Annotated in this window: 20 protein-coding genes; 8 read left to right on the top strand and 12 right to left on the bottom strand. The window is 54.2% G+C overall.

Annotated features, from left to right (window positions below; genetic code table 11):
* The first annotated feature begins 212 nt into the window (after nucleotides 1–212).
* From trpE to RBB63_RS22740, 3 genes are all read left to right on the top strand, one after another.
* The gene (trpE, locus tag RBB63_RS22750; protein ID WP_343219142.1) at nucleotides 213–1712 is read left to right on the top strand and encodes an anthranilate synthase component I; all 1500 of its coding nucleotides are present in this window, start codon (nucleotides 213–215) and stop codon (nucleotides 1710–1712) included.
* Nucleotides 1713–2114: 402 nt separating this feature from the next.
* A complete protein-coding gene (locus RBB63_RS22745; RefSeq protein ID WP_425503944.1) occupies nucleotides 2115–3143 on the top strand; it encodes a sigma-70 family RNA polymerase sigma factor in 1029 nt (342 codons plus the stop codon).
* Nucleotides 3144–3300: 157 nt separating this feature from the next.
* Nucleotides 3301–3867, top strand: coding sequence for a hypothetical protein (locus tag RBB63_RS22740; RefSeq protein ID WP_309387673.1), 567 nt, complete (start codon nucleotides 3301–3303; stop codon nucleotides 3865–3867).
* 9 nt (nucleotides 3868–3876) lie between these two features.
* On the opposite strand, the gene RBB63_RS22735 is transcribed toward RBB63_RS22740, so the two are convergent.
* Together RBB63_RS22735 and ndk are read right to left on the bottom strand one after the other, a co-directional pair.
* Nucleotides 3877–4035, bottom strand: coding sequence for a hypothetical protein (locus tag RBB63_RS22735; protein ID WP_309387672.1), 159 nt, complete (start codon nucleotides 4033–4035; stop codon nucleotides 3877–3879).
* 68 nt (nucleotides 4036–4103) lie between these two features.
* Nucleotides 4104–4520 carry a nucleoside-diphosphate kinase gene (gene ndk, locus RBB63_RS22730; protein ID WP_309387671.1) on the bottom strand — a complete coding sequence of 139 codons (417 nt, stop codon included), beginning with the start codon at nucleotides 4518–4520 and terminating at the stop codon, nucleotides 4104–4106.
* A 391-nt stretch (nucleotides 4521–4911) separates the two neighbouring features.
* On the opposite strand from ndk, the gene RBB63_RS22725 reads away from it, so the two are divergent.
* Together RBB63_RS22725 and RBB63_RS22720 are read left to right on the top strand one after the other, a co-directional pair.
* Entirely contained in the window at nucleotides 4912–7275 is a 2364-nt protein-coding gene (locus RBB63_RS22725; RefSeq protein WP_309387669.1) for a hypothetical protein, read from the top strand.
* Nucleotides 7276–7283: 8 nt separating this feature from the next.
* On the top strand, nucleotides 7284–9158 hold the full coding sequence (locus RBB63_RS22720) for a S1C family serine protease (protein ID WP_309387668.1): 1875 nt from the start codon (nucleotides 7284–7286) through the stop codon (nucleotides 9156–9158).
* 151 nt (nucleotides 9159–9309) lie between these two features.
* On the opposite strand, the gene purH is transcribed toward RBB63_RS22720, so the two are convergent.
* On the bottom strand, nucleotides 9310–10860 hold the full coding sequence (purH, locus tag RBB63_RS22715) for a bifunctional phosphoribosylaminoimidazolecarboxamide formyltransferase/IMP cyclohydrolase (protein WP_309387667.1): 1551 nt from the start codon (nucleotides 10858–10860) through the stop codon (nucleotides 9310–9312).
* A gap of 167 nt (nucleotides 10861–11027) precedes the next feature.
* Here purH and RBB63_RS22710 point away from each other — a divergent pair, with 167 nt between their 5' ends.
* Nucleotides 11028–11723 (top strand): type II secretion system protein, encoded by a 696-nt coding sequence (locus RBB63_RS22710; protein ID WP_309387664.1) that lies wholly within the window; start codon nucleotides 11028–11030, stop codon nucleotides 11721–11723.
* Here RBB63_RS22710 and RBB63_RS22705 read toward each other — a convergent pair.
* Nucleotides 11720–12100 (bottom strand): hypothetical protein, encoded by a 381-nt coding sequence (locus RBB63_RS22705; RefSeq protein ID WP_309387663.1) that lies wholly within the window; start codon nucleotides 12098–12100, stop codon nucleotides 11720–11722. The genes RBB63_RS22710 and RBB63_RS22705 overlap by 4 nt on opposite strands.
* Nucleotides 12101–12166: 66 nt before the next feature.
* Between RBB63_RS22705 and RBB63_RS22700 the strand changes: the two genes are divergently transcribed.
* Nucleotides 12167–12430, top strand: coding sequence for a hypothetical protein (locus RBB63_RS22700; protein WP_309387662.1), 264 nt, complete (start codon nucleotides 12167–12169; stop codon nucleotides 12428–12430).
* 29 nt (nucleotides 12431–12459) lie between these two features.
* On the opposite strand, the gene RBB63_RS22695 is transcribed toward RBB63_RS22700, so the two are convergent.
* The 7 genes from RBB63_RS22695 to RBB63_RS22665 all read right to left on the bottom strand — a co-directional run bounded on the left by RBB63_RS22695 (nucleotide 12460) and on the right by RBB63_RS22665 (nucleotide 20180).
* Complete coding sequence (locus RBB63_RS22695; protein WP_309387661.1) at nucleotides 12460–13524, bottom strand: type IV pilus twitching motility protein PilT; 1065 nt, start codon at nucleotides 13522–13524, stop codon at nucleotides 12460–12462.
* 47 nt (nucleotides 13525–13571) lie between these two features.
* A complete protein-coding gene (locus tag RBB63_RS22690; protein ID WP_309387660.1) occupies nucleotides 13572–13931 on the bottom strand; it encodes a glyoxalase superfamily protein in 360 nt (119 codons plus the stop codon).
* A 3-nt stretch (nucleotides 13932–13934) separates the two neighbouring features.
* Nucleotides 13935–15827, bottom strand: coding sequence for a type IV pilus twitching motility protein PilT (locus tag RBB63_RS22685; protein ID WP_309387658.1), 1893 nt, complete (start codon nucleotides 15825–15827; stop codon nucleotides 13935–13937).
* Nucleotides 15828–15977: 150 nt separating this feature from the next.
* A complete protein-coding gene (gene dgt, locus RBB63_RS22680; RefSeq protein WP_309387657.1) occupies nucleotides 15978–17267 on the bottom strand; it encodes a dGTP triphosphohydrolase in 1290 nt (429 codons plus the stop codon).
* Between the two features lie 35 nt (nucleotides 17268–17302).
* Nucleotides 17303–18619, bottom strand: a complete 1317-nt coding sequence (locus RBB63_RS22675) for an NAD(P)/FAD-dependent oxidoreductase (protein WP_309387656.1) — start codon at nucleotides 18617–18619, stop codon at nucleotides 17303–17305.
* Nucleotides 18620–18686: 67 nt separating this feature from the next.
* Complete coding sequence (locus tag RBB63_RS22670; protein ID WP_309387654.1) at nucleotides 18687–19244, bottom strand: hypothetical protein; 558 nt, start codon at nucleotides 19242–19244, stop codon at nucleotides 18687–18689.
* A 96-nt stretch (nucleotides 19245–19340) separates the two neighbouring features.
* Nucleotides 19341–20180, bottom strand: a complete 840-nt coding sequence (locus RBB63_RS22665) for an FkbM family methyltransferase (RefSeq protein WP_309387652.1) — start codon at nucleotides 20178–20180, stop codon at nucleotides 19341–19343.
* 158 nt (nucleotides 20181–20338) lie between these two features.
* Between RBB63_RS22665 and RBB63_RS22660 the strand changes: the two genes are divergently transcribed.
* Nucleotides 20339–21769, top strand: coding sequence for a phytoene desaturase family protein (locus RBB63_RS22660; RefSeq protein ID WP_309387650.1), 1431 nt, complete (start codon nucleotides 20339–20341; stop codon nucleotides 21767–21769).
* 282 nt (nucleotides 21770–22051) lie between these two features.
* Here the strand turns inward: RBB63_RS22660 and RBB63_RS22655 are convergent, their stop codons facing one another.
* Nucleotides 22052–23593, bottom strand: coding sequence for a S1 family peptidase (locus RBB63_RS22655; protein ID WP_309387649.1), 1542 nt, complete (start codon nucleotides 23591–23593; stop codon nucleotides 22052–22054).
* Nucleotides 23594–23765 lie beyond the last annotated feature (172 nt).

Raw genomic sequence — 23765 nt, 5'->3', positions numbered from 1 at the left:
CAATGGACCGCTTCAGCTGATGACATCTTCCACAAAATTAATCAATTTTGCAATAAACTAAGCTAACGGAACACTAGCCACCAGCATAGCGTTCAAAAAAGATCAACACTGACTCAAAATAGACTTCGAGCACATTTTGCGAAGTGGTTAATCTTCGCCATCATTCAGCAATTGACCAACGCGCGCGGGTTTGCAGCGTTAACTCTTTCGCGATGACTGTATTCCCCAACGAGAACGATTTCCTGACGTCGGCCCAGACGGGCGCGGTGGTGCCCGTGCACGCCGACCTGACGGCGGATTTCGAAACGCCGGTTTCGGTTTACTCGAAGCTGCGGGCCCACGCGCCCGCATTCCTCTTCGAGTCGATCGTGGGCGGCGAACACATCTCGCGCTACAGCTTTGTTGGCTGCAGCCCGCGCCGGGTCATCACGAGCTGGCCGGAGAAAACTGTCATCACCGAGCGCGACGGCTCGAGCCGCGAAGTCGCCACGCCCAGCGACCCGCTGACGCTGATCGAGACCGAGCTCAAGCCTTGGGAGACGCCGACCCACCCCGACCTGCCGCCCTTCATCGGCGGCGCCGTGGGTTTCCTTGGCCACGAATACATCCACCGCATCGAGCCGACCGTCCCCCAAGCCAAGGAAGACGTCCTCGGCATGCCGCTGATGTGGTTCGGGCTGATGGACACCGTTGTCGCCTTCGACCACGCCAAGCAGATCATCCGCATCGTCAGCAATGCGCGCCTGGAAGACGGCCGTGACGCCAAGGAGGTCTATGCCGCCGCATGCGCCGAGATCGAGCGCGTGATCGACATCCTTTCCAAGGGCAGCCAGCTCGCACCGATGCCACTCGCGCAGGTTGACCCCGCCGACATCAAGGTGCCGGCTGGTAACTTTACCCGCGAGGAATTTGAGCACGTCGTCGAGTCGACCAAGGAATACATCCGCTCCGGCGACGTGATCCAAGTCGTTGGTTCGCAGCGCTTTGAGGCCGAATATGAGCAATCGCCGCTCGACCTCTACCGCGCCCTGCGGTTCGTCAATCCCTCGCCCTACATGTTCTGTCTGGAAACGGGCGACTACGCCGTCGTTGGGGCCTCCCCGGAGGTCCATGTGCGCAGCACAGGCGGCAAGGTGGAGATTCGCCCCATCGCTGGCACCCGCCCCCGCGGTAAAGACGAGGCCGAGGACGCCGCGCTGGAAGCCGATCTACTCGCCGACGCCAAGGAACGCGCTGAGCACCTGATGCTCGTCGACTTGGCGCGCAATGACATTGGCCGCGTCTGTGAGGTGGGCTCGGTCCACGTCGAGGATTACGCGATCATCGAACGCTACAGCCACGTGATGCACATTGTGTCTCAGGTGGAGGGCAATCTCGCCGATGGCAAAACGCCGTTCGACCTGATGCGCGCCACCTTCCCGGCGGGCACCTTGTCCGGCGCGCCGAAGATTCGCGCGATGCAGATCATTTCCGAACTCGAAGGCCAGCAACGCGGCGTTTACGGCGGCGCACTGGGTTACTTCAGCTACGATGGCAATCTGGACAGCTGCATTGCGATCCGCACCGCGCTGCTCAAGGACGGCAAGATCTACATCCAGTCCGGCGCCGGGCTGGTCGCGGATTCCGTCCCCGCCAGCGAGTATGAGGAAACGGTCAACAAGGCCAAAGGCATGCTCAAGGCCGTCGCGCTTTCTCGTCTGCTCGGCAGCTAGCGCAATTTCAGTTTAAATTGCTCTAAAGCATTTTTCATCTGTTTTCTGCCTGCGCCTGAATTTGCCAACATGCATGACGGGCGCCATATTGCAGCCTGCATGATCCAGTTGCGCGTGGCATTGCATCTTGCTCGAATCCTGAGTAACGTCTCGAGGGCGCTTCCTGCTCCAGCCCGCATTGTAGAGGGGTTTTCGTTGGGGATTACACTCGTGGCACAATTGCTGCGAATGTAGGGTGAATCCGAGGCAGATCAATGGAACATAAGCACCCAAATCCGCTGTCTCTAATAAACAGAATAAAAAAAGTGCCGATAAAGTTGTCAGGTCATTTGCATTTGTTCGACGTATATCATACAATCGACATTCTAACGTTCGTTTGAATCCACTACCACACACATCATGATAGCCAAGATTTCAGCCAGCGCGCCCACCACAATCGCAGTCCCACGGGACGAGGAGCAACCCGCTTTTAATCTCGGTCGCCCTCGGGCCAGAGTAGCGGAACCCGAAACTTTTGAAGAACTTCCCAATTCGGAAAAGTCCCCGCTGCAATTGTATTTGCAGGAGATTGGCAAGACCCCCCTCCTCAAGCCAGACGAGGAAGTAGCGCTAGCTCGCCGCATCATGAAGGGCGACCACGAGGCGCGCCAACAAATGATTCAGGCCAACTTGCGTCTGGTGGTGAAAATCGCCTACGACTACGCCAACTTCGGCCTCCCCCTCCTCGACCTGATCAGCGAGGGCAACATCGGCCTGGTGAAGGCAGTCGAACGATTTGACCCGGATAAGGGCGGCAAACTGTCAACCTACGCCGCATGGTGGATTAAGCAGTCCATCAAGCGGGCCTTGGCCAACCAGTCCAAAACGATCCGCCTGCCCGTCCACTTAGTCGACAAAATCGCCAAGATTCGCAAGACTGCGATGCAACTTCAGGAAGAGCTCGACCGTGAACCGACCGATGAAGAAATCGGCATCGTGCTGGAAATGCCGGCCAGCAAGGTCGCGCACCTGAAGAGCGTCAGCGTCCGCCCGAGCAGCCTCGACGCCCCCGTTGGCGAAGACGACGGCACCCAACTTGGTGAATTGGTGGGCGATGACAACGCGATGACGCCCTACCAGACTTTGAGCGGTAAATCGCTCATGACGGACGTTAACGCCATGATTGACGCCCTCGATGAGCGCGAAGCTGAGATTATACGCTTACGCTTTGGGCTCAAGGGTGATCATCCGATGACGCTCGAAGAAGTCGGCGAGAAATTTGACGTGACCCGCGAACGCGTTCGCCAGCTCCAAAACATTGCCCTGCAAAAGATGCGCCGGGCCATGATGGATAAGGAGCGTCAGCGCAATGCAGAGGAAGTGAAAAAGGAACGACTCGCACGTAAGCGATTTGAAGTGCTCGAAGAATTTTTCTCTAAAGTCGGAGAATAAGTCTGCCGTTGAACAGTTAAAGGGTTAAATCCCTACCTTAGGTTACAGTCGGGAGTCGTGGGTTCACGCTCCCGAGATTAATGTTGCATTAAGGTCGAATGGTCCGTAAAAGACCTTAGTTTTTCTACATACATCAATGTAGCTTACTTCTTTCTTTATGCCTAAGATAAACTGGTCACGCGTGAGTCATAACACCCATACAGATGATGGGCGTGTTGTGGTTGTGCCCCGCACACCAGACTTCGACCGTCCTTTTGCCGGACGAGTCCCAACGCCTCCCCCCCGCACCAAATCTCAGCATACGCCAAGAGTATCCCCACCAGCGCCAGCCCCCAAACCACAATCACGCAGCAACCCGATACTGTTGGGCATTTGCATCGCAGTGGGATCAATCATTACCGTGTCAGGCGCCGCCTACTGGGTGATGAGCCAGGACTACAAGCCATCCCTGCAGGAACGTCAGATGGTTTCAGCCAATTTGGCGGAAGCGCACCTTGCCGCGCAGGAAACGGCACAAGATTTTGTCAACTCATTGCAAGTCAGCACTGTTCGCCTAGCTGGCGACCAAACGCGAGCCAGCCTAAATGGCACACTGTATCGTGTCGGCGACTTGGTGGATGAGCATCACGGCTTGGTTTTCGTGGGCGCTGATCCGGATGGCGAATTCTTGCTATTTCGGGATAGCGAGCAGCAGACGCATTTTTATCCGCTCTACAAAAATTAAAGACCGCGCTTAACTGACGCGATCTTCAACGTTGGTGGGCGCTTCTGCATGGGGGGCATTCGGCGCCTCTTCCTTCTGAATGAACATATAGGGCCGAATCGGCACCGTAGCTGAACATCCAGTGAGGACTGCAATGATTGCCAAAAGGCCTGCGAGACGAAGCTTCATAAGCCGTGAAGCTAGGTCTGCAGACCTCGAAATGCAAGTATTTATCAGTAGAATCGATGGCAGGCTGATTAGCCCAGCAGCTCTTCTGGCTTGAAGAAACGGGCGATTTCCGCCGCCGCAGTATCCGGGCCGTCAGAGGCATGGCAGACATTCACCATCATATCCGTGCCCATGTCGCCACGAATGGTGCCAGCCGGAGCCTTGGTAGAATCCGTCGGGCCGAGCAGATCGCGCACCTTGCCAATTACTCCTTCACCCTTGAGCACCAAGAGGATAACAGGGCGTGAGCTCATGAACGCTTCGATTTCCGGGAAGAACGGCTTATCTGCAACGTGCGCGTAATGCGTGCGCAGGATTTCGGACCCGAGCTGAGCCATCTTGCAGGCAACGATTTCAAAGCCGGCTTCAGCAAAGCGATCGAGCACTTTGCCCCACAGCTTTTTTTCCATGCAGTCAGGTTTGAGAATGATGAAGGTTTTTTCCATGATAAGTGTCTGTAAAAGGTGCAACATAGCCTCCCACGCACTGGTGACAAGGCCTTAGTTGCTCCATCTGCTCAGCATATTTGCACATCCGAAACCGATCAGCAAAGCCTCCTTGCATGCTGAATCCAGGTACCGCCCGATCATGTAAACATTGACCCATGTTATTGGATATACAGCATGAATTAACGGGAATCACTTGCTGATACCCGCCACATTCCGCAACTACACAAACATGCGATATACCAGAGCGATTTTCCTCCTAACTTTTCTTCCAATACTGGCGATAACTGGCCACACCAAGCCAAATGACTCCGAATTAGATGTAGCCGAATTTCCCGTTGCGGACTACTACCAGCAGCTTTACCCCGTGATGCAGCAATTCGAAAGCGACTTGGACCGCTATCAATATTTACAGGGAGAACTCACCAACGAGGACCTTCAAGCAGCTTTTACGCAATTGACGGAGCTTCAGGAAAAATACCCCAGCGAACATCCGCTGAGTCAGGCCGTGGACAAGTATACGGAGATTATCGGCTACTACTTGCGCAAGAACCTCTATCCCAGAGAGCTTAAAGCATTTCAAAAAAAGATCACGGAACAGCATGAAGTTATCCTGAAAGAACTCGCTCAAACAAGCGCGAGCCACTTGGTCGAGAACCCGCCTCCCTTTGAGCTCCGTAAACCAACGGTCACTTTCGACTTATCCAATACTGCCCCGAGTCTGTTCACCGAATTCGCCGTTATCGGTGAAACCAATGAGCCAGGGGCTGTCACGAATTCGAAACGCAAAATAGGCATACATCTACCCATAAAGCTTTTTGACGACCAGAGCACCATCACCTACTCGCTGTGGCCGGGTGAGTATGAGGGGCGATTAACCGTGAAAGGCGTCACGTCTCAAGATGAGGCTAACATCGTATTGTTCGATGATGACAACCCCCTCAAGCAGATCACTGGCGCCGAGACTTTCGAAGTCGAAGAAGATACCGAGCTGGTTCTCCAACCTGATGCACACCGAGTATTAATCAAGCCATTCGGCGCCACTGAAGGCCTGGGGCACTTGGGGATTTGGGCTGCCACGAATGAAGGCAGGAATGCATCTCACCTCCTCAGCATACCGATCCGCAACGAACCGATGCCCCTGAATCTTCCCAGCGGAGTTTACTTTCTATGCTATAATTTTGGGGTAAATCGGCCAAGTATTTACCTCCAACAGATTGTAGTTGATGGCGAAGAAAGCATCGAAGTTGAGCTGCCGCTTGGCCAACTGAATACACCTGTGGCTACAGAACTCCCGGGTAATGATCATATTCTAATAATAAATATAGACCGCAAAACGATGCCGAAAGCTTTGCAGAAGCACTTTCTTCAATCATCGATTGAAGTGTACATCCCGCCTAATGGTCACCTGGCAATGCCAGTCGGCCAATACGAACTTAGCATTAGTTTGGGGAACCTTGGTAATACACTGGGCAAACAAGAGTGCATAATCTCCGCAGGTAAAACCACTGACTTTAATATCGACTGCGGCTTTTTCACATGGAGCGCAGAGTCGGGCCATGATGTTTCCATCAGCCATGGCAGTATAGACATCGATCCTGGGCAGGGAGTTTACAAAATGGAATTCCGTTTCTACAATCTCGACGAACCGGATCGATATACCAATGGATACTTCAAGAAGCCAGATTGGCTGCTCACAACGATGGATGAAAATCGTGATGGGAAATGGATGCGTTGGGTCATTCGTCCAGGCAAGTATCGAGTCGAAATCTATAATTTGAATGAAGCCCGCGTTGAGGAATCCTTCGATATTGAATTGGCCATGGGCGAAGAGGTTGTCTTGGATCGCCTCTTTACCATGATTGATTTTATGCCGAAAAGGGGCGTTCTGGATATCGACTTCACGAATGAACTGGGCCTTTTTCCTGACGAGATCAACTTGCGACTCATTAAAAAAGAGTCTGAGGCATCGAGTCAGAAAAGCGGCAATCAAATCTATCTAGAGCCACAGGAGGCTCCTGTCACACTGGAACTCTCCCCTGGTCTGCAGGCAGTCGTTTGGAAAATCACCAGCAACAATTATGCCCTGCTAGACATACTGGATATCGAGCCTGCACAGCACCAAAGCTATCAACTGCCGTTTGCACAAGTGAGCGTCTCCATCCCGAACCTACCAGATGGTTCCTTTCAAAAAGCATTCAAATTCAACCTGCGCCCATTGGAAATGAAATTTGATCGAGACCAACCTTCCGCCCCAACCAGAAAGATCGTCGATATCGAAGCGAAATCCACTGAAGTATTGGTTCCTGCCGGCAAGTATTCTACTTGGCTGACATTCCTAGGTCGCGAAATCGGAGAACGCAGTTCGATTACGTTGAGTGAAGGAGCAGTGCTCCCTATTGACATAGAGCCTGCCTTCATCGAATGGGACCTTCCCCCAAGCCCACCTTACAGCGCCAATGGCAGTTGGGGAGAAATTAAGCTAAGCGTTCCTAAGAAAAAGCGTGGCTTTACTTACCACCATTTGAAGCTCTACCGAAACATTGATGGCAAAATGCCTCCCTGCGAACGGACTTATGAATTCGAAGACAGCAATCATGGAGCGAGAAAAATCATAATCGCTCTCGATCCTGGAGAGTACGAACTGCGGGATGAAGACAAGGTGCGCATTCCGTTGAATATCGAAGAAGGGCAAACCATCTATCTACAAGACATCGAGGCTTTCACCGCCTATCTTGAAACCTTAAAGCAATAAGTTCCAACATGCGCAATTTCCGCTACCAAGGCATCAAGCCTCTGCTTATCATGCTCTGCCTACACCTGTGCTCCGGCCTGCAGCTTTCGGCCGAAGAGCAGAGCAATGAGTTACTCGAACGCACACTCCCCGCCACCGCAATGGTGGTGATCAACGGCATATTCAGCAGCGGATCTGGCAGCGCATTTTGTATCGACGAAACCGGCGTGTTTATTACAAACCACCACGTGATCGACGGTGCTAAAACGGTCGATCTAATTCTCAATGCCGGCGAAGACGATGAATTTCGCGTCCCCGCGTTCATCGTCAGAACCAACCCCAAATATGATTTGGCGGTTCTAATTCCTGCTGACTTTGGCCAACGCACATACCCCAAGCTTTCCATTGGCAGTGACAGCGACCTCAAGGTGGACCAGGCCGCAACGGTCATTGGCTTTCCTTACGGCTATGATAAAGCGACCACTGCAGGTCTGGCGCCTAAACCGACAGTGACCACGGGAACGCTCGCCAAACTACATCAAAAGAAAAACCGCACTGAACTCGTTGAGTTTAGCGTCATCGTCAACCCAGGTAACTCTGGGGGCCCAGTATTCGATGATGCTGGCAACGTCGTTGCGGTGATCGTAGCCCATCGTCCCGATTCGACGGTCACTTATGCCATTCCCACCTTCCGCGTCCTCAATATACTCGAAGCGCCAATCCTTTTTGCCATACCTTATCGTGCGGCCACGCTAACCTCTCCCCGTGAGCCAATCCCCACTCGGGCGCTTTACTGGCAATACGGGAAAGACAACTTTGAGGACGAAATCTGGTGCGAAATACGATCAAGCACTGGCTCACGCTCCATGACAAAAAGCACCCTTCGCAGCATAGGTCATGGTGTTTACGAAGGCGAATTCGCGCTCGTCGCCGAGGGCGCAAATTTGAAGATTCCCACCCAACTAGCGCAGTCCGGAGAAAGCTCAACGAAAACGCACGCCAAGCAGGTTACCGTGCAAGATTTCAAACTGCCTGGCTTTGAGGATCGCTGGTATTCCGAACTGAAAGAGGTTCGCTTTGGCGAAAGCCCGGTAATCGAATTTGCTGATGGTGAGACCTTCGAGCAGGAGCTAACACTACCACAGAAAATCGAGTTATCCACAGCGATTTATCCCCAACAGTCTTCCAGCATCAAGAATCAGTATGACTACTGGATAATCGAGCCCGTCGTAAATCAGGCATTCAAAATTTTCTATAGCCCCACAAAGGCGTTTGACTACCGTTCAGTTGCTGAATCACAAATATTGATCTCAGTCACGCCCGGCACTCCCTCAGAGGAAGCGGAACCGGAAAATATCAGCGCTGCTGAGTGGAAGATTAAGTCCTCCGATCAAGTAATTTGCATTCGTCCCGGAGGGCGCTTACGCCACCAACTCGACATACTCGGCACAGAGCCGCCTCTCAGTTACGAATTGCTTGAAGGTCCGGTAGAGATGGGTCTCTCAAAAACTGGATATCTGGACTGGCAATCACCAATAGCCGGGCAAATAGATCCAGTTGTTTACACGTATGCCGTCACCGATGCGACCGGTAAACGCCAAGAGTTCACCGCAGAAATATACGTGCCAATCGTTGTGCCGGGAGGACCACGCAAAATCTTCGGTTCCCGAGAGCAGGCGACCCTGGATTACATCGCCGCATTTTTCCGGGCGATGATTATTGAGCGGGATGGGACGGCGCTGGTGACGCCATATGGTAATATTGAGGATGGCAAAACGGCCTTCGTCAATTGGCAAGACAGGCCACTCGGGTTTCGATTCAGCGTTAAAGGGTTCTACTTTAAACTACAGATTCACGATGGCGAGGAATTGGTCTTCGAGAGTCGACCGATTGCCTACCCATAAAATCATATTCGCCGACGCAAAAAGCCCCCGACTGTCTCTCAGTCGGAGGCTTTGCAAAACATTGCCCCTCAGCCCCCCCTGCCTCACCGCCAATTTCGCCCAATGGCGAAATCACGATGCGCAGCATCGAGGGTCCAGGGCTGCGCCCTGGTTAGTGCTTGAAGTGGCGGGTGCCGGTGAAGACCATGGCCATGCCGCGTTCGTCTGCGGCGGCAATAACATCGGCGTCCTTGACCGAACCACCCGGCTGAATCGCGGCGGTGGCGCCAGCGTCGGCGGCGGCGATCAAGCCATCGGGGAAAGGGAAGAACGCGTCCGAGCAGATCACGCTGCCTTCGATCGCCAGACCAGCTTCGCCAGCCTTCCAAACGGCAATCTTGCTGGAGTCCACGCGGGACATCTGGCCAGCGCCGACACCGATCGTGCGCTCGGGCTTGGCGTAAACAATCGCGTTGGACTTAACGTGCTTCACCACGCGCCAGCCGAAGAGCAGCGCGGCCCATTCTTCTTCGGTGGGCTGACGCTTGGTCACTACCTTGAATTCGCGCGGGTCGATCTTCTTGCTGTCGCGGTCCTGCACGAGCACGCCGCCAATGACGGACTTGACTTCCTGCAGGGACTCAGCGCGCAGCCAATCGCGGGCGATCATCAGGCGGAGGTTCTTCTTCTTGGCAAAGATTTCGCGGGCTTCGGCGGTGAAGTCCGGCGCGATGATCACTTCGCAGAAAATAGAGGAAATGATCTTGGCCAAGTCGGCGTCTAAGGTGCGGTTCATCACGATGATGCCGCCAAATGGAGCCTGCTTGTCGGTCTCAAACGCCTGCTCCCATGCCTTGACGAGGTCGAGGTCCGAAGCAACGCCGCACGGGTTGGTGTGCTTGAGAATCGCCACAGTGGGCTTCTCGTATTCGCCGATGAGGTAGGCGGCGGCGGTGATGTCGATCAGGTTGTTATAGGAGAGTTCCTTGCCCTGGAGCTGCTCGAAGCACTCGTGGAAACGGCCATAGAGCGCCGCCTTTTGGTGCGGGTTCTCACCGTAGCGGAGAGTCTGTGCACGCTTGAGGTTGACGTTCAGTTGAGTCGGCACGCCGAGCACGCCGCCGGGGATTTCCGGAGCGAGTTTGTTGTCCAGGTAAGTGCTGATCGCGGCATCGTAAGCGGCGGTGCGCTGGAAGGTCTTCAGCGCCAGTTCCCGGCGGAGCGCGGTCAGGGCTTCCTCGCCTTCCTTCATGGCGTCGAGCACGCGGCTGTAGTCGGCCGGGTCGCAAACCACGCTCACGCTGGCGTGGTTCTTCGCAGCGCTGCGGAGCATGGACGGGCCGCCGATGTCGATGTTTTCAATGGCGTCGGCAAAGGTGGCATCGCGGCGGGCGACGGTGGCTTCAAACGGGTAAAGGTTCACGCAGACGAGGTCGATCATGTCGATCTCGTGCTTGGCGGCTTGGTCGAGGTGGTCCTGCTTGTCGCGGCGGCAAAGCAAACCGCCGTGGATCTTCGGGTGTAGCGTCTTGATGCGGCCTTCCATCATCTCCGGGAAGCCGGTGTAGTCGCTCACTTCGGTGACGGGCAAACCCGCCTCCGCAAGAATTTTGGCGGTGCCGCCGGTGGAAAGGATCACGTAATCGTGCTCCTTGACGAGCGCCGTGGCGAACTCCACCACGCCGGCTTTGTCACTAACTGAAATCAGGGCTTGCTTCGGCATAGCGGGTGATTTCGCCGTCCCTCCCCCTTTCTGGCAACAAAAAAGGCTACTCGTCTGGTGGAGCACACGATTTTGCCAGCCCACCACCTCAATCACATGACTGTAAAGTAATTCTAGAAAATTTTGCCATGATCGTAGCTCAAAGTTAGTGATATGGTTTCATTCCGATGAATAAACGCTCTGCTTTACCTGCCTTTACCCTAGTTGAACTCCTCGTTGTCGTTGCCATCATTGGCATTCTGGCCGCGATCCTCATACCCGCCGTGGGCGCGGTGCAAGCATCCGCCAGGAAGTCTGGCGGCGTCAACGCGATGCGCGAAGTGGGCGGTGCGATTCACCTTTACACACAAGAGCACTCGGGCGTCTACCCAGGCCCGCTTTGGCCGGGCCAAGTTCCGTTTTACCACCCGGATCGCGGCGAAGAAGACGGTCGACTGGCATTTTTCCTCGCGCCTTACCTCGATGTGCCGACAGATGGCGCAGGCCCCATACGCGCCGAGGTGATGATTCCACCAGCCTATCCCATCGACGAGCTTTACCAAGCCCCCACCGATGAACCGCGCACCTTCATCATGAACACGGAGGCCCAAAACCCGAACTCGGCAGAGATCATCAACGTCTGGGGCAAGCATCCCAATCTCGCAGAAGATGAAAGCGAATCCATCCCCATGGCGACCGCGCGCATCATCGCCCCGGCGGCAACCTGGGCGATGATGGACGTCGACCAACAACATCCCCAAGTCGGCGGTTGGAGCAGCAGCACCCCCGAAGAGCCAATCTATGGCGGCGTTCGCCTAGCACTTTTCTTCGATGGTCACGTGGAAGAAGTCGCCGTAGCCGATGGTGTGCCACAGAAATTCTAACGCCCACTTGGTAAATACTGATCCGGACGGCTGTTTATGTCACGCATATCCTCCTGCCCATATTGGCAACGCTCCAAAAAAAGCCTGTCGCCCCCCGATAGCTGACTTTTATCCAAAACGAACTTGTGGCCTTCTAAACTGTAAACGATTGCGTTCGTTTCGCTCTGAGAGAAAAGGCCTCCCTCAAACATACGGCCCTCATTGTCCATCCAGATTTTTCTTTTAGGCTTATAACTTCCTGCGCGCACCTTGGTAAACGCCTTCACTTTCTCGGCGTCAATGTCATTTAACTGGCCACCAATATAGTTTACGTAAGCAAGACCCGAATCTTCCTCTATTTTTGTATCGAAGCCAATATAGTCTTTCCAATCATACACGGCTGGTCGAAATGCGATAAGTCCCAAATCGAACGCGCATCCAGTTGACTTGCTATACGTCACTCCATGTTGGCCACTTACGGTGTCAACACGCTCATCGATCCGCTTGATGGTAGCACTTTGGGAATCGATCCAAAACCCTTGCGCGACGATACTTCTAATCGCCGGAGATTCTGGCTCCACAAAATAGAAAGCCACAACCGCAATGCCATCCGCATGCTTAAAGACGACTGGCTGATCGAACTTTATCAGGTATTCATTACCATCCCAACTGCCTGCACAGTCTCCAACGTCGGCGGCGCAACACATGTTTGCGATCAGCCAACTTAAAAAACAAATGCAACTGCGTGTCATGGCCCCTACACCACAGGCTGGTCGAGGTATTGCTTAAACGCCTCCTTGTCAGCGGCCTTCATGTAAGCCTCGTTGCCGGTGATGTTGCCAGCATCGAGCTGCTCCTTAATCGAAAAGTCCATCATGCGCATGCCGCTGGCCATGCTGCTTTCGATGATGCCGCGAATGGCGCTCGTTTTACCACTGCGGATCGTGTTCGGCAAGGCGTCGTGTCTGAGCAGGATTTCATGAACAGCCACACGGCCCTTCGGCACCTTTTTACAAAGGAGCTGCGAGACCACGCAGGATAAACACCCCGACAGCATAATGCGGATCTGCCCCTGCTCTTCCGCCGGAAACGCGTCGATGATGCGGTCGACGGTTTTCGGAGCGTTGTTGGTGTGCAAAGTCCCAAAGACCAACATGCCCATCGAAGCACAGCCCAAGGCCAGCTTGATCGTCTCCAACTCGCGCATTTCGCCGACAAGAATGATGTCCGGGTCCGCCCGCATGGCGCCGCGCAGGGCGTTCGCGAACGAGTGACTGTGCTCGCCGACCTCACGGTGCACGATGACGCTCTTTTTGTTCGGGTGCACAAACTCGACCGGATCTTCAATAGTGATGATGTGCTTCTGGTAGTTGTCGTTGATGTAGTCAATCATCGCCGCCAGCGTCGTGGACTTACCCGAACCCGTTGGCCCCGTGACAAAAACCAAGCCTTCCTTATACGCGCAGACTTCGCGCAACACCTCAGGTAATTTCAGCGTATCGAACGATAGAATTTCCGCCGGGATTTGGCGAAATACGGCCGCCTGCCCCCAGTGATTGTAGAAGTAGCTGCCACGAAAACGGGCGAGGCCCTTAATTTCATAAGCCAAGTCCAGGTCGCGGGTTTCGAGGTAGTGCTCCCAACGTGTCTCGTTGGTGATTTGGCTGAGCAACGTGGCCATTTTCTTTGCGGTAATGACTTCGTCGGTCAGGGGCACAATAGCGCCTGATGCGCGAATCTTGGGCGGCGAACCAACCGACAGGTGTAGGTCCGAGCCATCGTTTTTCAACATGCCAGCGAGAAGTGAGTCGATTTCAGCCATCTGCGATAAGGTTCGAAATTCAGTAGTAGCGTTGCGATGAAGTTACCTCAGGCTTCCTGTATGAAGCGCAGTTTATTGCCATCAGGGTCGTCCAAATACATTTCACGATTACCCCAGGATTGGTCGAAGGGTTCGAGGGCAAAAGCAATGTCGTGCGACAAGAATTCGTCATAAAGGGCATCCACATTATCGACGACAAAATTGACTACCGAGCCCACAATGCCATCGCCGGTAAACGAAGAAACATACACCCATTGCCGATCACGCTGCAGCCCCAGGTAGGCTGGGTTGGGATCGTCTCCTGGCACAAATTCCCACTGTTTGGTAAAGCCTAACTTGCCGCAATAAAAACTCTCGGCAGTCGGTGCGTCCTTGACGCGGATGACTGGTATCGTCGCGAGGATCATCGATTAACGGCCGAACAGGCCTTTCTTTTTAGGCGGTTCTGAAGACTGCGAGGTGATGAAGCCCGAATGAGTGCTCCCCGCACTTGCGCTGGCGCCACTATTACGGATGCGCATTTTCAATGGTTCGCTACGCAGGTTGGCAAGAGCCACCTCATCAGAGATTCGGCCGCCTTCCCAAAGGCCCATGATCGAGTTATCCATGAGCACCATCCCGTCGCGCTTCCCTGTCTCGATGATGTTGGACAGGCCCTCGGACTTGCCCTCGCGAATCAACGCCGAAACAGCGGTGTTCTTCAAGAGCAACTCATAGCATAAAGCGACGCCACCATCATTACTGGGCAGCAGTCGTTGACACAAAATTCCGCGCAAACTCTCGGCGACCATCGCTCGGATTTGCGACTGCTGCGCCGGGGGGAAAACATCGAGCAGACGATTCAAGGTCGTAGCGGCGTCACTCGTATGCATGGTGCCGATCACCAAGTGACCCGTTTCCGAAGCGCTGATCGCCATTTCGATGGTTTCCAAGTCACGCATTTCACCGATGACGATGATGTCCGGGTCTTGACGCAAAGCGCCCTTAAGCGCGCTTTTAAATGTCTGGGTATGCGGGCCAACGCCCCGCTGGGTAATTTGACATTGAATGGACTGCTGGATCACCTCGATTGGCTCTTCCACCGAAATGATGTGATCCTGCCGGGTTTGATTCAGAATATTCACCAACCCAGACAGCGTCGTCGTTTTGCCCGCGCCAACCGGACCTGTGACCAGAATCAGACCGTTGTGATAAGCCAGCAACTTAGTGATGGTCTCTTGCCCGGGTGGATCAAAGCCCAGATCTGCCAAGCTTGGAATCCTCGAAGGCACGATGCGATAAGTGCCGGCAACGCCGTCTTTGTGCTGCATCAGGTTTACGCGAAAACGCTGCCCGGAATCAAAAGGCATCGCAAAGTCGTAATCCCGCTCGGTTTCGAAATAACCCTTCTGTTCTTCACTCAGCACTGCCGTGTTGATCGCCTTGGCTAATGGAAGGGAAACCAGGCTCTGCGAAATATATTCAATGTTCCGACTGCGGCGAAGAAACAACCGACTATCAGACGAGATATGCACATCACTTGCGCCGTACTCCGCAGCCTGCAGAAGCAAGCCAATCAAGGCTTGGCGCATTTGTGTCGGGTTATCCGGGTCCAACTGCGCGGGATCAATCCAAGTAGGCCTGGCGCCTTTAGTCGCAACGATTGACTCACGCGGCTTGGTTTTCTCTTCGGGCGGCTTACTCATCTGCTCGAAGACATGCTGCGCCATTTGGCGGAATTCCTGCAGTTGTTCAGCCTGGGCGCCCAGTGCCACAATCGCCTTTTTCGCATCGGCGCTGGACATCTGCGGGTCGGCCTTGACCTTGGTCATGTCCACGCCGGCGACGGCATCTTGCGGTGGCTTTTCTCCTGTCGCCTGCCAAATTGCACTCACGGCTGAAGCCAGATCCGATGAGTCAGCTTCATCGTCAGTCGACGCTGGCTCCGGTTCCGGTTCAGGCGTTGGCTGCTTACGCAGGCTGATCGACGGACGTGGAGGCTCGGGCTCGGGTTCCGGCTCCTCCAGTTCGGGCTCCAAGGCTTTCAAGGCGATGCTGGGTCGCGTAGAGCCCGCCTTTTTCTTTAATTCGACAAACGGATCGAATGGCGGATCATCGCCCTGCTCGCACATCTCAACTGCCTGATCGAGCAGCTCCTGCATGGCGTCGAAGTCATCATAAATCTCATGATCCAGTATGGCTTGAGCAAAGTCCAATAGCTCCACATCTTCAGAGAGGAGCTTTTTAAGTTTTTGGCACGACTTAACGTCGAGCACGCCATTACCGATGCACAGGCAGGCAAAGATTTGGATATCCTTGTTCATCGTCGCAGTAGAATTATCGTCGTCAATACGTGTGGCGCCATTGACCCGGGTATCATGACTAGAGACCCCCTAGTATGGCAAATGAAATCGAGTCCTTTGCGAGGACTTTACGGGGAAAACCCAAAACCTAAGCCCCCAAGCAGGCATGAGTCAGGACAAATCCGTGATTGAGCCGAAGTCCGGATCGAATAATCGCTTGTAAAGTCGTGCTGCCTGCGGATCAGTGAGGCTCGCAATGAAATCACACAGGAAACGGGCGCGCGTCGTTTCTCCATCGGCGCTGACTGTCCAACTGTGGATCGGCTCAGGTAGTAGTTTCAGCGTACGACCGCTCTCTCGACTGGGCAGGTAATGCTCCGCCAGCGCATTGAACAGCTTGGTCAGGATAACGCCTCCCTTGAACTCAATCTGCTGAATGCGCGTGGACTTAAAGATGACATCCAAAGCCAGTTGCTTGTAAATCGCGCATTCCTCCTGAACCTCTGGCGCAATCCTAACTGTAAAGGCGTGGCGCGGCGTCAGATCGCTGAGGAAATTTTCTACGGGCTCAAGCTTACAGGCGTGTATGAAATCACCGACCTTGCGCGCAAACTTCGGCTCCAGCTTGCTCTCGGCCATGTTCTTGAGCAGCTCTTTGAACTTTGGATGCTCCGCCATCCAGGCGTCATCGCCGACCAATGAATCCGCCCATTCCTGCACGGTGTCCACAGTCAAGAAACCGGCCTTCGCGCCATCGACGATGTCATGCAGGGAGTAGGCGGTGTCGTCCGCCCAATCCATAATCTGGCACTCGACGCTTTTGAATTTATTCAATACGAGGTCTGCAGGCGGCTCACGATCACCAAAAACAAACGAGCGGATATCAGCTTGATCGTCGTAGATGAAATGGTTGTCTGGCAGCTCACCTTTGCGCTGGGTTTCCTCCGTGCGCAGGGATTTGTATTTGAGAACACCATCGAGGAATGCGCGCGTCGGGCTCATCCCCGTGGCGCCATCCTTGCGTTCGTAGATCAACTGCGTGAGGATGCGCAGCGTCTGGGCATTGCCCTCGAAGCCGCCGAAGTCCGCCATGAGCTCGTTGAGCTTCCGCTCGCCAATATGCCCATAGGGCGGATGGCCGAGATCGTGCGCCAGCCCAATCGCTTCGAGCAAATCCAAATCAATCAACTGCCCTCCCATCTCGGGACGCCGCAGCCACTCTCCAATCGAACGCGCAATACGCGCCACTTCCAGCGAATGCGTCAGCCGTGTGCGGTAGAAATCATACTCGCCCGATTGAAAAACCTGCGTCTTCGATTGCAGGCGTCGGAACGCAAACGAGAAAATGACCCGGTCGCGATCCACCTGATAAGGCGAGCGATGCGGGTCGTCCGCCGGCTGCATGGGACCGGTGTCGCCCCAAGCGGCGGAGTCGAAATCAGAGTAAAAGGCGTCGGGCATGTGGGCATTGATGAAATCCCTTCCGCCCGAGATGGCTAGTCAATTTTCGGTGGACGTTTCACGCGGGGCTCACAGCGTCCAGTAATCAGGCGCGCGCCACGGGCAGTGAACACATAAGTCCACAGCCAGCCAATGCCAACGAGCAGGCGGTTGCGGAAGGTGATGAGGAACAGGATGTGAATCGCCGCCCAAATGATCCAGGCCAGAAAGCCTTTGAGCTTCAGCCCGAAAACATCAGCCACCGCCTTGTTCCGACCAATGGTCGCCATGCTGCCTTTGTCAAAGTAGCTGAAGGCGCCGCGCTCAGCAGGCTCGGTTCCAGCGGCCCTGGCGTCGATTTCCCGGCAAATCAGTTTGCCCACGAACGCGCCACCTTGCATCGCGCCTTGTGCAACACCTGGCACGGGTTTGCCAGTTTTAGCGCTCCTGGCGGCGGTCTGGTCACCGATCACAAATACATTGGGATGTCCGGGGATGCTCAAATCTTCGCCCACAACGACGCGACCGCCTCTGTCTAATTCCACGCCGAGACTCTTGCCCAATGGCGAACCTTTGACGCCCGCAGCCCACAATACATTGTGGGTCGGCACGAATTCATCGCCACAGAACACACCATCTTCATTCACATCAGTGACCTTGGTGTTCAAACGAACTTCCACGCCGAGTTCCTCCAGGTGCTTCTGCGCGTCGTGAGAATTTTTCTCCGACATGGCAGCCAAAACCCGTGGACCGCCCTCCATCAAGATGACACGCGCGGTGGTGGTGTCGACGTGGCGAAAATCCGCCGGAATGACGTCATGCGCGATTTCAATCATTGCTCCGGCCAGTTCACATCCAGTGGGACCGGCGCCCACGACGACAAACGTCAGGCATGCCTGAATCGCGTCGGGGTCAGTCTCAAGCTCCGCCGCCTCAAAGGCCAACAGGAAACGACGCCGAATTTCCGTCGCATCTTCGATGGTTTTCATGCCAGGCGCGATTTTTGCCCACTGATCGTTGCCAAAATAGAAATCCGTCGCTCCAGCCGCGAGCACCAGGTAATCATAGCCAACCGATTCGCCCTGGATTTTGATACACTGGTTGGCGAGATCGACCGCATCGACTTCGCCCAGGACTACGTGCACATTTTTCTGGTGACGGAAGATTCGCCGGATCGGAGACGCGATATCGGCGGGGTTCAGCGCCGCCGTCGCAACCTGATAAAGCAAAGGCTGAAACAGGTGGTAGTTACGCTTATCCACCAGCCCGACCTCGACAGCGGAGTGCTTCAATTCCTTGGCCGCAGCGACACCGCCAAAGCCTCCACCGACAATGATAACCCGCGGCAACTTTCGCTGTGGCGCTTCTCCCATGCACGCAAGCTAGCTGAACCAGGCAAAATTACAAATCGAAGCGCAGATTAGAAAAATGCTGCGCTTCTTACTGCGATAAACTTTCCGCAGCTTTGGCTAAGCCCGCCTTCGGTGGAACCGCTTTGAGCGACAGCAATGACTTCTCCATATTTCGACCGTGCGCCTTGAACCAGGCAATCATGTCCTGCTGCTGATTCTCTCCGGTAAAAACATGCTTATAAATCAGTGCGGCCGAGCCATCGTTTCCAGCTTTCATCGTGCGGATCATCCGCACAAGGGTTACATCGCCAACGGGCTGAAAGCCAACCACCAGGAAGCCAATTGCCTCTTCGGTTTCAGATTTTGCCTTTAAGGCCTTCATCACCTGACCACCGTTCTTAATGTCGTTGCGATATGTATCGGTGTAGGCCTGCAATTCCTGATCCGTTTTTGCGTCCTCCTGATAGACCAACTCGACCAATTCACTGTCACTGCCTCCTGACGGCGCGAATCGATAGGTCGATCCATCGACGCTTTTTAAGGTATATTGAACTCCCCCAACCTCTAAAGTCGGTGCGCCTTGAACAGTCGCCAAACCGAGCAACAGCGAGAATACGAAAATGAAATTATGGACTTTTCCCATCATGTGCGCTCAGCCTACCGTCATTCCGCCCGAACAGTCCAAGGAAAACTAATGTAAAAATGGATTGAACGCATCACAAGGCGCTCCCCCCCCGAAGCTTCAACGACCAATCGCAAAAAAATTCAGGTTACCCGGAAATGGATCTTCTTTGCGTGCGGCCTGTTCACGAACCTCTTGAGGATCGACCTCCGCCTGTATATCAGCAGGCAATACTTGATAACCCGCTGACCAAAACGCCTCCAAAACATCCAAATAATGCGGGTTCACATCCGCAAAGTTCTGGCAAAAGCCATGCTCAAACACCCATTCCGGCTTAGGCTCTTGCCGCAACACTTCAGCGGCGCCTTGCAGCACGGAGTATTCATGGCCCTCGGTGTCCATTTTGATCAGCAGGCGTTGACCAACGAAGCGGTGCGCGATCAGTCGGTCCAAAGTTGTCCGTGCAACCAGCATGGACTGAACCGCCGTTTTACCGCCCCACTCCTGGTTAAGCGACGCCATTTCCCCACTACCAAACAGGTTCACAAAACCTGCGCTGTCGCTGAGGGCGAAATTGAAGCACTCCACGCCGTCAATGTCATTTGCCTCAAGATTACGCAGCAGGTTTTGAAAATTCTTCGGGTGCGGCTCGATCGCGATGCAGGGCTTACCCGCCCGCGCGGCAAGCATGGTGAAAATGCCAATGTTCGCGCCAATGTCGACGAACACATCCGCCCGCTCCAGCTTCGCCTGAAAGCTTTCGATTTCGTGGCTGTCGAGCCGATCCGAAATAGCGTCGCCTGCCGTGAAATAGCGGCTGGTGTCGCCGTAGATCGTCAGGCCAATTTTCGACTCATAAGGCTTGGTCCGCGCGTAAATCCAATCGTCGCGCAGACGTCGATAGGCAATCCCCAAGGCGGGGAGCCGTGCTTCAACGAGTTTTTTGATTTGGCGCTTCAAGGGAAGAATCTGTCCGCGTTAGTTCGCGTGGTGAACAAGAAGCTAGTCGCCCTGGCTTGATATGAAAAGCGCTGATTTTGCCGCAATCGGATAATCTTACGCCCTTGCCTTTCGTCGCAGGGGCCCTACTTTGGCCGGTTTTCATACCTCGAAACAACATGGCGAAAGACTGGCTGGAAGGCATTGAAGACGAATATGACGTGGTCGTGATCGGTAGCGGTCTCGGCGGATTAACGGGCGCCAACACCCTCGCAAAGATGGGTCACCGCGTGCTGCTGCTGGAGCACCATTATCAGCTCGGCGGCCTCGCCACCTGGTTCAAACGCCCGGGCCGGCACATCTTCGACATTTCGCTGCACGGCTTCCCCCACGGCATGATCAAGAGCTGCCGCAAATATTGGAGCAAGGACATCGCCAACCGCATCGTCCAGCTCAAGTCCGTGCGCTTCATCAACCCGCAGTTCGACGTGGAGACGACCTTCGACCGCGAGGACTTCACCAAAATCTTTGTCGAAAAATTCGGCGTGCCGCGCGAGCAGGTGGAGGGCTTTTTCGAGCACCTCGCCCAGATGAATTACTACGACCGCGACAACCGCACGGCCAAGGAGATGTTCGAGGAATTCTTCCCCGGCCGCAACGACGTCCACCGCCTGCTCATGGAGCCGATCAGCTACGCCAACGGCTCCACCTGGGATGACCCGGCAATCACCTACGGCATCGTGTTCTCCAACTTCATGAGCAAGGGCGTGTTCATCTACCAAGGCGGCACCGACCAACTGATCTCGCAGATGACCGAGATCCTCGAAAGCAACGGCGTAACCCTGCGCAAGAACTGCCTCGTCGAGCAAGTGCACGTCGAAGAGGGCAAGATCACCGGCGTCACGATCAAGCCGCGCACCGGCGAAACGCGCACCGTCAAGTGCCGCGCCGTGCTCTCCAACGCCAACATCAAGAACACCATTTTCGAACTCGCGGGCAAAGAAAATTTCAAGCCCGAGTTCATTGCCGAGGCCGAGGCCGTCCGCCTCAACACCAGTTCCTGCCAGGTCTACATCGGCATCAAGCGCGGCGAGTCGATCCCCTTCATCGGCGACCTAGTCTTCACCTCCGAAGCGCAGGATTTCTCCAGCGACGAGTTAACCAGTTTTAAGACCAGCAGCCGCACGTTCTCGGTTTACTACCCGGAAACGCGTCCCCACGTGGAGGATGACCGCTTCGCCATCGTGGCCTCGCTCAACGCACGTTGGGACGACTGGAAAAACCTTTCCGACGAAGATTACGAAGCGGCAAAAGCGCGCCTTTGCGAAGAAGCCCTCGATGGCCTGGAAAAATACATACCCGACATCCGCAGCAAGGTCGACCACCTCGAAGCCGCCACCCCGCGCACCGTCAAGAGCTACGTTCGCCACTTCGGCGGGGCGTCATTTGGCACGAAGTTCGAGGGGCTCAAGGTGTCCATGGCCCTGCCCGATCAGCTCACCGGCCTTTACCACGCGGGCTCGGTCGGTATCATCATGAGCGGCTGGCTCGGCACGATCAACTACGGGGTCATCGTCGCCAACAAAGTCGACAGCTTCCTGCGTAGCTAGAGCACTTTTCATCTAGATTGGCCGATCAGGCCGCAGTAATTTTTCGTGTCCAGCAAGGCGGCTTGAGCGTCGCAGGCTGGAAGCCTGTGAGCGAAAAGCCAACAACGCTGGCGCGGAAAAACACTCGGTTTAGGGCTTGGGGACAGATTGGAAGTTCGCGGCGTTGGCATTTCAATCACGGGCTTCCAGCCCGCTCAATCAAAGCCGCCTTGCGCTGCATCCAATCTCTAACCCACCTGAATCGGCCAATCTAGATGAAAAGTGCTCTAGGGCGTCAGCGACTCATGGTTCATCGGAAACCTTGCCGACCGTCTCGAAGAATTCGCTGATCATCGTGAGGTTTTCCGTATAAAAGTCGATGTCAGGCTGAATCTTGGTGTGCTTGATTTGTTCAGCCTTCAAGCTGAATAACACAGCCAAATACTCATAGTGGCGCTCCAACTCCTCTAGGATATCCTGAATGCGGCGGATGCTTTCATTGCCATTATAACTTTGAAACGCCTTTTCACGGGCCGCCACCAACTGATTGTGTCGCTTCACCCAATCCTTCAGATCCTGATCTGAAGGCTTCCAGTAGATGTAGGTGTTGCGATTATAGTGCTTTGAGTTAATTTCGAAAAAGCGGATGGCCTCCAACAGCGCATTTTCCGCGTCGCTTACGAAGCTATTCATTTTAAGGAGTGCATCCTGATGCACCGGCACCCATTTCACATTGGAGTCTACCTTATAAGCAAAGAACCTTGCCTCGTTAAAACGGCTATTTTGGCGCGCCCAGTCCATAGCATTATCGAATTGCATGGCAAAGGTCGCCACGCCAACCACCGCGCCATCCTCATTCACCAAGGGGCTGCCACTATTGCCCGTAACAAACTGCGCGGTGGTTTCCACCCGATCAAAACCCACCCCATTGACGACTCCGGTTATTTCCGTAACCACGCCTGCGCCATCACTATTGCCATACACGAAAATCGGATCGTTCAACTCAATGTCACTGGAAAAAGCCAGCGCCGGTAATTCTGCGGTTTGATCAATGAGGATACGGGCAAGGTCACGACTTTGCGCAACTTCAAAGCCCAAAGGCTTGAGCTGCTGGTCATTGGCCAGGATGCGCAAATCCTCTGGCTTGGAAATAACGTGCAGGTTCGTGAATACATAGATATGGCCATCCTGTTCACCAATAAATCCAGTGCCCGTGCTCTCTTTACACTCAATCAAGCAGACGGCGTCGTAGGGTCGCTCGGCAGGCGTGACATTACTTGCCTGCGGACCATGGTGGAACTTTTGCGAAATCGCGATCGCCTCCGTATTCCAATCCTCGAAAGCCTTGGAATCCATATTTGCCTGATGAACATCGTAGGTCTGCTTTTCTTCAACCTTCTGTTCCAATGCGGGAATTCGGAAAAAACTCCGAGGCAGCGAGAGATTCTCCTTCACGCCATCTTGATCATACAAAATCACAACCTTATCCTCCTTGACGCTCAACAGATCAAAAGCCTGGCCTCGGCGAAAGACGAAATAACCCTGATCGAACCCATCAAAATACACCGATGACACCGCCACATAATTCCCTTCCCGGAATGAACAAATCAAACCGGAACGGCGCTTGGGCAGAGACACAATCCGACCGTCAGTATAGCGCAAAAGGTAAGAATCTTTCAGTTCACGAATGAATTCATAACGCTCTGTTGGGTAGATTTTACCCTCAATTTTCTCGATGGGATAGGGAGCCTCGAAATCACCTAGCGCAATCGCCTGCCTAGGCTCTGCAGCAGCAGTGCCAGCAAGCCAAAAAAGAAAGATAGTTAAGACGCTATTTCGAACCATTATAAAACGCACATAGTTTGAACTAAACCTTAGCGGGAGATTCACATATTTACCCCATGCCACCGTGATATTGTCAAACAGTCATTTCTTTCAGCACTAGAGCACTTTTCATCTAGATTGGCCGATTCAGGTGGGGTAGAGATTGGATGCAGCGCAAGGCGGCTTTGATTGA

This window comes from Cerasicoccus frondis (assembly GCA_031296915.1).
In the GTDB taxonomy this organism is placed as follows: domain Bacteria; phylum Verrucomicrobiota; class Verrucomicrobiia; order Opitutales; family Cerasicoccaceae; genus Cerasicoccus; species Cerasicoccus frondis.
This window is presented reverse-complemented; position numbering and strand designations above follow the sequence as displayed.

Coding starts and splice junctions, on each gene's coding strand:
- ndk (WP_309387671.1), bottom strand. CDS start 4,520: ATGGAAAAAACCTTCATCATTCTCAAACCTGACTGCATGGAAAAAAAG.
- RBB63_RS22685 (WP_309387658.1), bottom strand. CDS start 15,827: ATGAACAAGGATATCCAAATCTTTGCCTGCCTGTGCATCGGTAATGGC.
- RBB63_RS22690 (WP_309387660.1), bottom strand. CDS start 13,931: ATGATCCTCGCGACGATACCAGTCATCCGCGTCAAGGACGCACCGACT.
- RBB63_RS22740 (WP_309387673.1), top strand. CDS start 3,301: ATGCCTAAGATAAACTGGTCACGCGTGAGTCATAACACCCATACAGAT.
- trpE (WP_343219142.1), top strand. CDS start 213: ATGACTGTATTCCCCAACGAGAACGATTTCCTGACGTCGGCCCAGACG.
- RBB63_RS22720 (WP_309387668.1), top strand. CDS start 7,284: ATGCGCAATTTCCGCTACCAAGGCATCAAGCCTCTGCTTATCATGCTC.
- dgt (WP_309387657.1), bottom strand. CDS start 17,267: ATGCCCGACGCCTTTTACTCTGATTTCGACTCCGCCGCTTGGGGCGAC.
- RBB63_RS22695 (WP_309387661.1), bottom strand. CDS start 13,524: ATGGCTGAAATCGACTCACTTCTCGCTGGCATGTTGAAAAACGATGGC.
- RBB63_RS22670 (WP_309387654.1), bottom strand. CDS start 19,244: ATGATGGGAAAAGTCCATAATTTCATTTTCGTATTCTCGCTGTTGCTC.
- RBB63_RS22675 (WP_309387656.1), bottom strand. CDS start 18,619: ATGGGAGAAGCGCCACAGCGAAAGTTGCCGCGGGTTATCATTGTCGGT.
- RBB63_RS22710 (WP_309387664.1), top strand. CDS start 11,028: ATGAATAAACGCTCTGCTTTACCTGCCTTTACCCTAGTTGAACTCCTC.
- RBB63_RS22655 (WP_309387649.1), bottom strand. CDS start 23,593: ATGGTTCGAAATAGCGTCTTAACTATCTTTCTTTTTTGGCTTGCTGGC.
- purH (WP_309387667.1), bottom strand. CDS start 10,860: ATGCCGAAGCAAGCCCTGATTTCAGTTAGTGACAAAGCCGGCGTGGTG.
- RBB63_RS22700 (WP_309387662.1), top strand. CDS start 12,167: ATGTTGGCCACTTACGGTGTCAACACGCTCATCGATCCGCTTGATGGT.
- RBB63_RS22660 (WP_309387650.1), top strand. CDS start 20,339: ATGGCGAAAGACTGGCTGGAAGGCATTGAAGACGAATATGACGTGGTC.
- RBB63_RS22735 (WP_309387672.1), bottom strand. CDS start 4,035: ATGAAGCTTCGTCTCGCAGGCCTTTTGGCAATCATTGCAGTCCTCACT.